General features: G+C 75.1%; 9 protein-coding genes. 3 read left to right on the top strand and 6 right to left on the bottom strand.

Going from position 1 to position 7,564, the window contains the following annotated elements; genetic code table 11:
• Window positions 1–114: 114 nt before the first annotated feature.
• The 4 genes from ACFV0G_RS26600 to cobU form a co-directional block, all read right to left on the bottom strand.
• On the bottom strand, window positions 115–1,608 hold the full coding sequence (locus ACFV0G_RS26600; RefSeq protein WP_380552963.1) for a leucyl aminopeptidase: 1,494 nt from the start codon (window positions 1,606–1,608) through the stop codon (window positions 115–117).
• A gap of 203 nt (window positions 1,609–1,811) precedes the next feature.
• Entirely contained in the window at window positions 1,812–2,594 is a 783-nt protein-coding gene (locus tag ACFV0G_RS26595) for an adenosylcobinamide-GDP ribazoletransferase (protein WP_380552960.1), read from the bottom strand.
• 2 nt (window positions 2,595–2,596) lie between these two features.
• Window positions 2,597–3,763 (bottom strand): nicotinate-nucleotide--dimethylbenzimidazole phosphoribosyltransferase, encoded by a 1,167-nt coding sequence (locus tag ACFV0G_RS26590; protein WP_380552957.1) that lies wholly within the window; start codon window positions 3,761–3,763, stop codon window positions 2,597–2,599.
• A gap of 11 nt (window positions 3,764–3,774) precedes the next feature.
• A complete protein-coding gene (gene cobU / locus ACFV0G_RS26585; protein WP_380552954.1) occupies window positions 3,775–4,335 on the bottom strand; it encodes a bifunctional adenosylcobinamide kinase/adenosylcobinamide-phosphate guanylyltransferase in 561 nt (186 codons plus the stop codon).
• Between the two features lie 110 nt (window positions 4,336–4,445).
• Between cobU and ACFV0G_RS26580 the strand changes: the two genes are divergently transcribed.
• Window positions 4,446–4,646, top strand: coding sequence for a hypothetical protein (locus ACFV0G_RS26580; RefSeq protein WP_380552951.1), 201 nt, complete (start codon window positions 4,446–4,448; stop codon window positions 4,644–4,646).
• Between the two features lie 25 nt (window positions 4,647–4,671).
• Here ACFV0G_RS26580 and ACFV0G_RS26575 read toward each other — a convergent pair whose 3' ends face one another.
• Together ACFV0G_RS26575 and ACFV0G_RS26570 are read right to left on the bottom strand one after the other, a co-directional pair.
• Complete coding sequence (locus ACFV0G_RS26575) at window positions 4,672–5,364, bottom strand: class I SAM-dependent methyltransferase (RefSeq protein WP_380552972.1); 693 nt, start codon at window positions 5,362–5,364, stop codon at window positions 4,672–4,674.
• Window positions 5,365–5,546: 182 nt separating this feature from the next.
• Entirely contained in the window at window positions 5,547–6,149 is a 603-nt protein-coding gene (locus ACFV0G_RS26570; RefSeq protein ID WP_380552948.1) for a DUF3043 domain-containing protein, read from the bottom strand.
• A gap of 279 nt (window positions 6,150–6,428) precedes the next feature.
• Between ACFV0G_RS26570 and ACFV0G_RS26565 the strand changes: the two genes are divergently transcribed.
• Both ACFV0G_RS26565 and ACFV0G_RS26560 read left to right on the top strand, forming a co-directional pair.
• Window positions 6,429–7,211, top strand: a complete 783-nt coding sequence (locus ACFV0G_RS26565) for a PspA/IM30 family protein (protein ID WP_380552945.1) — start codon at window positions 6,429–6,431, stop codon at window positions 7,209–7,211.
• 24 nt (window positions 7,212–7,235) lie between these two features.
• Window positions 7,236–7,529 carry a hypothetical protein gene (locus tag ACFV0G_RS26560; RefSeq protein WP_380552942.1) on the top strand — a complete coding sequence of 98 codons (294 nt, stop codon included), beginning with the start codon at window positions 7,236–7,238 and terminating at the stop codon, window positions 7,527–7,529.
• The last annotated feature ends 35 nt before the right edge of the window (window positions 7,530–7,564 follow it).

Raw genomic sequence — 7,564 nt, 5'->3', positions numbered from 1 at the left:
GGACTCGCCTGGGGCCCGCCCCCGTGTGTTGTTTTTCCGGCCCGTCCCGCCCGCCCCGCCCGGCGGGGCCGGGCCCCGGGGGGCCCCGGGCCCCTCGGGAGGATGTGCGGACGGTCAGCCCGCCGCCACGTCCTCCGCGTACCGCACCAGGGTGCGCACGGCGCTGGCGGTGCCGCCCTTGGGCGTGTAGCCGAACGGGCCGGCCTCGTTGAACGCCGGGCCCGCGATGTCCAGGTGCGCCCAGTCGATGCCCTCGGCGACGAACTCCTTGAGGAACAGGCCGGCCACCAGGCCGCCGCCCATCCGCTCGCCCATGTTGGCGAGGTCGGCGACGGTGGTGTCGACCATGCCCTTGCGCAGGTCCGCCGGCAGCGGCATCGGCCAGGACTGCTCGCCGACCGCCTCGGCGGTCTCGTGCAGGCGGGTGCGCAGCTCGTCGCTGTTGGCCATCACGCCGAAGGTGCGGTTGCCCAGCGCCAGCACCATCGCGCCGGTCAGGGTGGCCACGTCGACGATGACGTCCGGGTGCTCCTCGCCGGCGCGCACGATCGCGTCGGCCAGCACCAGGCGGCCCTCGGCGTCCGTGTTGAGCACCTCGACGGTCTTGCCGCCGTACATCCGCAGCACGTCGCCGGGGCGGGTGGCGGAGCCGGAGGGCATGTTCTCGGCCAGCGCCAGCCAGGCGGTGACGTTGACCTGCAGGCCCAGGCGCTTGGCGGCGACGACCGCGGCGAACACCGCGGCGGCACCGGCCATGTCGCACTTCATGGTCTCGTTGTGGCCGGCCGGCTTGAGCGAGATGCCGCCCGAGTCGTAGGTGATGCCCTTGCCGACGAAGGCCAGCGAGGCCTTCGCCTTCGGGTGGGTGTAGGCCACCTTCACCAGCCGGGGCGGGTTGGCCGAGCCGACGCCGACGCCGAGGATGCCGCCGAAGCCGCCCTTGGTCAGCGCCTTCTCGTCGAGCACCTCGACCTTGAGGCCGTGCTCCTTGCCGGCCGCCTGGGCGATCGCGGCGAAGGACTTCGGGTTGAGGTCGTTCGGGGCGGTGTTGACCAGGTCGCGGGCGCGGTTCATCTCCTCGCCGATCGCGACGGCGCGCTCGACCGCGGCCTTGGCCTCCTTGGAGCCCTTGCGCGAGGCCAGCACGGTGACCTCGCCGACCGGCGCCTTGCCGTTCTCGGCCTTGTACGTGCCGAAGGCGTAGGAGCCCAGCAGCGCGCCGAGCGCGACCGCCTCGATCTGCTCGGCCGACTCGGCCGGCAGCGCCAGGGCGGCCTTCTTCACGCCGGCCAGGGTGCGGGCGGCGACACCGGCGGCCCGGCGCAGCGCCTCGGCCGGGTAGCCGTCCTCGGAGGCGTCGCCGAGGCCCACGGCCAGCACGAGCGGGGCCTTCAGACCGGCCGCCGCGGGGACCTTGACCGCCTCGCCCTCGGCGCCGGTGGCGCCCAGGGTGGCGAGGACCTCCGCCAGCGTGCCGTCGAACGCCTCGGCCACGGCCTCGGCACCGGGGGCCGGGACCAGGCCCTTGGGGCCCTTCGCCACGCCGATCACCAGGGCGTCGGCCCGCAGGCCGGCGGCGGAGGAGGTGCTGACAGACAGTGCAGTCACGTAAATGCGTCCTGTTCTTTCGCGGTCGACAGCCGGTGCGGCTGGGGGCGCCGCACCGGCATAACCCCGGCGTACTCCGCGGGGAAACGGGGCGCAGGGCTTCGGTGCACCAGGCATGGTAGTCCGCATAGTGGGACCGCGCCCCGCCAGGGCCGGTACGTACACCCTCCCCGACGGGCGGCCGCGGGCGCTCCGCGACCCGGCTACTGCGGTGCGAACAGGGCCAGGGCGACCAGGGTGCCGGTCGCCGCGGTCTCCGCCATCGAGCCGAGCACGTCCCCGGTGATCCCGTCGAACCGGCGCACGCAGCGCCGCAACAGCAGGGCGGCGCAGCCCAGTCCGACGGCGAGTGCGAGCGGGTAGGCGGCCGCCCACCGGCCGTACGGCAGCGCGGCCAGGCCGAGGGCCGCGGCCGAGGCCGCGGAGACGGCCGCGGCGCCGGCGGCCGGGACGGTGCCCGCGACCATCGCGCCCAGGCCGCCCGGCCGGGCCGCCGGCACACCGCGGCGGCAGCCCCAGGCCAGTGCGCAGCGCGCCGCCACGGCCGCGGCCACCACGGCGAGCGCCCCCTGCCCGGCCGAGCGGTCGAACTGCCCGGCCAGCGCGGCGACCTGACCCAGCAGCACGAGCACCAGGGTGAGCACGCCGAACGGGCCGATGTCGGACTGCTTCATGATCCGCAGTGCGTCCTCGGCGGGCTTCCCGCTGCCCAGCCCGTCGGCGACGTCGGCCAGGCCGTCGAGGTGCAGCCCGCGGGTGAGTGCGGCGAGCGCGGCCACCGCGGCGACGGCCGCGAGCAGCCCGCCGCCGCGCGGGGCCACCAGCGCGCCGGCGCCGGCCGCGAGCGCGCCGAGCACCAGCCCGACGACGGGCGCGCAGAGCATCGCCCGGCCGCCGGCGGTGCGGTCCCAGCGGTCGACCCGCACCCGCAGCACCGACAGCGTCCCGAAGGCGAACCGCAGGCCGGGCAGGCGTCCCTGCGGCACCCTCAGCCCAGACCCAGCAGCTCCGCCGCGCTCGGCAGCCGCGCCGGCGGGCGGGGCTCGGCGGGCGCGGCGGCGGGCACCGCGGACGGCTCGGCCAGCGCGTCCGAGGCGGCCTGCACGAGCGGCAGCGCGAGCAGCGCGCCGACGCCGCCGCCGGCCCGCACGCCGATCTGCTGAAGGGGCGTCAGGGTGAGCCGGTCGTACGCCTTCGCCTGGGCGGGCTCGCCGCTGTCCTGCCCGGCCCGCCACCACTCGGGGGCGCGGAAGGCGACCCGCTGGGCGACCAGTGCGCAGGCGGCCGACACCACGCCGTCCAGCACCACCGGCAGCCGGCGGACGGCGGCCTGCAGCAGGAAGCCGGTGATGGCGGCGAAGTCCGCGCCGCCGGTCGCGGCGAGCAGCGCCAGCTGGTCGCCGAGGACGGGACGGGCCCGGCGCAGCGCGTCCCGGACGGTGGCGCACTTGACCATCCACACCCGGTCGTCGATGCCGGAACCGCGGCCGGTGACCGCGGCGGCGTCGGTGCCGCACAGGGCGCCGACCAGGACGGCGGCGACGGTCGTGGAACCGGTGCCGAGGTCGCCGAGCAGCACCAGGTCGGTGCCCAGGTCGGCCTCCTCGTCGGCGATCGCCATGCCGGTGCGGAAGGCGCGGGCGGCCTCCTCGGCGCTCAGCGCGTCCTCGACGTCGATCCGCCCGGAGCCGCGCCGCACCCGGTGCCGCGAGACCTCCTCGGGGAACTCGGCCGGGTCGGCGTCGACGGCGATGTCCACCACCCGCACCGCGGCGCCGTAGCGGCGGGCCAGCACGGCCACCGGCGCGGTGCCGTCCAGGACGGCGTGCACCCGCCGCACGGTGCTGGACGGCGGGGTGCTCCCCAGGCCGGCCACCGGGCTCGGCACCGGCTCGGAGGCCGGGTCGGGCCGGGAGACGCCGAGGGCGGCCACCCCGTGGTCACCGGCGAACAGCAGCACCTTCGGCGCGGCCACCGGCCGTACGGGCGTCGCGCCCTGGACGGAGGCCAGCCATGCGCCGAGCTCCTCCAGCGCGCCCAGGCCGCCCGGCGGCAGGTCCAGCTGCTGCCGGTGCTCCTCGGCGGCTCTGCGGGCGCCCTCGTCGGGGCGCTCGACCAGCGAGGAGAAGGTATCGAGATCCACGGTCGTGTCCATCGCTCGGAAGGCTACACGGCACCGCCTTTGATGGTCAGCACCTGCCCGGCGACCACCAGCAGCACCTGCTCGGAGGCGTCCGCGACCGCCATGTTGAGCCGTCCCAGGGTGTCCCGGAAGCGGCGTCCGGAGGCGGTCGCCGGCACCACGCCCATCCCGACCTCGTTGGAGACCGCGACCACGCGGCGCCCGCTCGCGGCCCACGCCGCGGCGAGGCCGTCGCAGCGCGCCTGCACGGCGCGCTCGCCGCCGTCGAGCCAGTGGGCGTCGTCCCAGGCGTCGCAGTCGTCCATCACCGAGGTCAGCCACAGTGCGAGGCAGTCGACCAGGACCGGGGCGCCGTCCGAGCGGTCGGCCAGCACCGCCTCCAGATCGCAGGTCTCGGCCGTCCGCCAGGAGGCGGGGCGGCGCTCGCGGTGCAGCCGGACGCGGTCGGCCCACTCCGCGTCGCCGTCGCGGGTGCCGCCGGTGGCGACGTACAGCACGTCCGCGCAGGGCGCGAGCAGCTGCTCGGCGCGGGTCGACTTGCCGGAGCGCGCGCCGCCGAGGATCAGGGTGCCGGGAAGTGCCATGCGGGCCATCCTGCCGCAGGCCGCCGCGGCGGCCAGGCTTGGGGAGCCGCCGGGCGGGCACGCTAATGTGCGCACGACAGCGAGGTCACTCAGCGGGAGGAGTCCGGCACATGGTGTGGACGTGGCGGTTCGAGCGGCAGGACGGGACGCAGGTCGAGCAGCCCGGCGGGCGGGAGGAGTTCCCCGGCCAGGGCGACGCCGAGTCGTGGATCGGCGAGACCTGGAAGCAGCTGCTGGAGGACGGGGTGGACCGCGCGGTCCTGCTGGACGACGAGCGCGAGATCTACGCGATGAGCCTGCACGAGGGCTAGGCGCGCGCCGGACGGCGGCCGCGGCCTACTTGGCGCCGACGACGTGGAGCAGGGCCGCGACCTGCCGGTACGGGTCCTGCCGGCCGGCCCGCTCCTCGGCGTCCAGCAGCTGAGCCAGCTGCCGCCCGTCCACCGGGGCCTGGTCGTCCGGGGTGGCGTCGGTGAACACCCGCACGCCGTACCAGGTGCGCACCGGCACGGACAGGCCCTGCAGGGTCGTCGCGAGGTCCGACAGCCGTTCGGCCCGGGCGGGGACGCCGTGCCGGTCGGTGTAGCGGCCGGTGTCGAAGGACGCCAGCGCGGTGCGCCAGTCGCCGGACAGCGCCGGCCGCATGGCCAGCGCCTCGGCGTTGCGGACCACGACGGACAGCACGCCGCCGACGTCCAGCACGCGGGCCAGTGAGGCCAGCAGGGCGTCCGGGTCGGGCAGGTACATCAGCACGCCGTGGCAGAGCACGGCGTCGAAGGAGCGCGGCTCGAACCACCGGGCGCAGGCGTGCCCGTCGCCGCCGAGGAGCCGGATCCGCTCGCGGACCTGCGGCGGTTCGGCGGCCACCGCGGCCTGGGCCGCGCCCAGCGTCACCGGGTCGGGGTCGACGCCGGTGACCAGGTGCCCGGCCCGGGCCAGGCGCACGGTCTGGGTCGCCGCTCCGCAGCCGACGTCCAGCACCCGCAGCCCGGTGCGCCCGGCGAGCTGTTCGGCGAGCTGCCGGGTCACCAGCTCGTCGCGGACGAGGGTGCGCAGCCCGCCCTGCCGGTCGTTCCACGAGCGGGCGGCGTGCCGTCCGCCGCGGGCCGGGAGCCGGTCGTGGTCGCCCGCGCCCTGCCAGGGGAGCGCGTACAGCCCCGGGCCCTCCGGCTGCACCGGATGGGCCCAGGGCGGCGGGACCGGCTCGGCGGTCAGGGCCGCTCGCCCCGCTTCGCCAGGGGCTTGGGCAGGCGCAGCCGGCGCATCTGCAGGGTGCGCATCAGGGCGTAGGCGACGGCCCCGCGGGTGTTGTCGTTCGGGAAGCGCTCGCGCAGCGCCTTGCGCAGGCCGAGGCCGATGCGGGCGAAGTCGAGGATCACCAGGACGAAGAAGACCACGAAGAGCAGCGTGGAGAGCAGCTGCAGCGCGGGCACCCGGAGGATGCTGAGCACCAGCACCACGACGGCGTACGGCAGGAAGAACTCGGCGAGCGACCAGCGGGAGTCCACGTAGTCGCGGGCGAAGCGCCGCACCGGGCCCTTGTCACGGGCCGGCAGGTAGCGCTCGTCGCCCTCCAGCAGCGCGGTGCGCTGCTTCTCACGGGCCGTGCGCATCCGCTCGCGCGACTGGCGGGCGGCCTCCTTGCGGTCCTTGGGGACGGTCACCCGGGTGCGCCGGCTGGCCTCGGCCTCGCTGCGCTTGGGCGTCGGCCGGCCCTTCTTGGCCTGCGGGTCACGGGTCTGGGTCTTCTCGTCCTCCTTGGTCATGACGACCGTGGCGGAGGAGGAGGCTTCATCTGAGCGGCGTCGGAACACACCTCCAGCGTACGGGCACGCCGGAGCGTTTCCGAGTGCCGCCGGCACCGAACAGGTATCGATCGGCCCGGTCGGGGCGGCGTGTCCCCGTACGGGAGCGCCGGGCCGGGGCCGATCATGGTCTCAGGGTCGGCTCCACCCCAGGAACGATGCCGGACAGTGTGCCGCTGTAGCAGTCTTGTTGCAGCTCGTGCACTGCGGCGACCCGCTCGCTGCACATACACTCAACGTGTTACGAGACGGAATGCGCAGGCCCGTAGAAGGGGGCACCCGAGGCCCATGAGCGACGGAATCATGAAGCGTATGGGGCTGATCTTCCGCTCCAAGGCGAACAAGGCCCTGGATCGTGCGGAGGACCCGCGAGAGACGCTCGACTACTCCTACCAGAAGCAGCTGGAGCTGCTGCAGAAGGTGCGCAGGGGTGTCGCCGACGTGGCCACCTCCCGCAAGCGCCTCGAGCTCCAGCTCACCCAGCTCCAGCAGCAGTCCTCGAAGTACGAGGAGCAGGGCCGCAAGGCGCTGTCGCTCGGCCGCGAGGACCTGGCCCGCGAGGCGCTGACCCGCAAGGCCAACCTGCAGTCGCAGATCACCGACCTGGAGACGCAGTACCAGCAGCTCCAGGCCGAGGAGGAGAAGCTGACGCTCGCCTCCCAGCGCCTGCAGGCCAAGGTCGACGCCTTCCGCACCAAGAAGGAGACGATCAAGGCCACCTACACGGCCGCCCAGGCGCAGACCCGGATCGCCGAGTCGTTCTCCGGCATCTCGGAGGAGATGGGCGACGTCGGCCTGGCCATCCAGCGGGCCGAGGACAAGACGGCGCAGATGCAGGCCCGGGCCGGCGCGATCGACGAGCTGCTCGCCTCCGGCGCGCTCGACGACGCCAGCGGCCTCGGCCGCAAGGACGACATCGAGGCGGAGCTGGAGCGGGTGGCCGGCGGCAGCGATGTCGAGCTCGAGCTGGCCCGCATGAAGGCCGAGCTCACCGGCGGCACCCCGCAGTCGGCGCCGCAGGCCATCGAGCAGGGCCAGCAGGACTCGTCGAAGATCAACTACAACAAGTAACCCCGGACAGGGAGACGCGCCGGCATGATCATGCGGGTCATGGGTGAGGGGCAGTTCGAGGTCGGCGACAGCCACCTGAACCGGCTCAACGAGCTCGACGACGAGCTCCTCAAGGCGGTGGAGGCGGGGGACGGCGCCGCCTTCCGGACGGCCCTGCAGGGCCTGCTCGGTGCGGTCAGGGAGTTCGGCAGCCCGCTGCCGGACGACTCCCTGGAGCCGTCCGACCTGATCCTCCCGGACTCCGAGGCGACCATCGACGAGGTCCGCGAGATGCTGCGGACGGAGGGCGACGGCCTGATCCCGGGTCTGCCGGAGTAGGCCGCACGACGCGAGGAGGGCGGGCACCCCGTACG

This window comes from Kitasatospora sp. NPDC059571 (assembly GCF_042735675.1).
Lineage (GTDB): Bacteria > Actinomycetota > Actinomycetes > Streptomycetales > Streptomycetaceae > Kitasatospora.
Note: the sequence above shows the minus strand (reverse complement) of the source record. Positions and strands in the feature narration are given on the sequence as shown.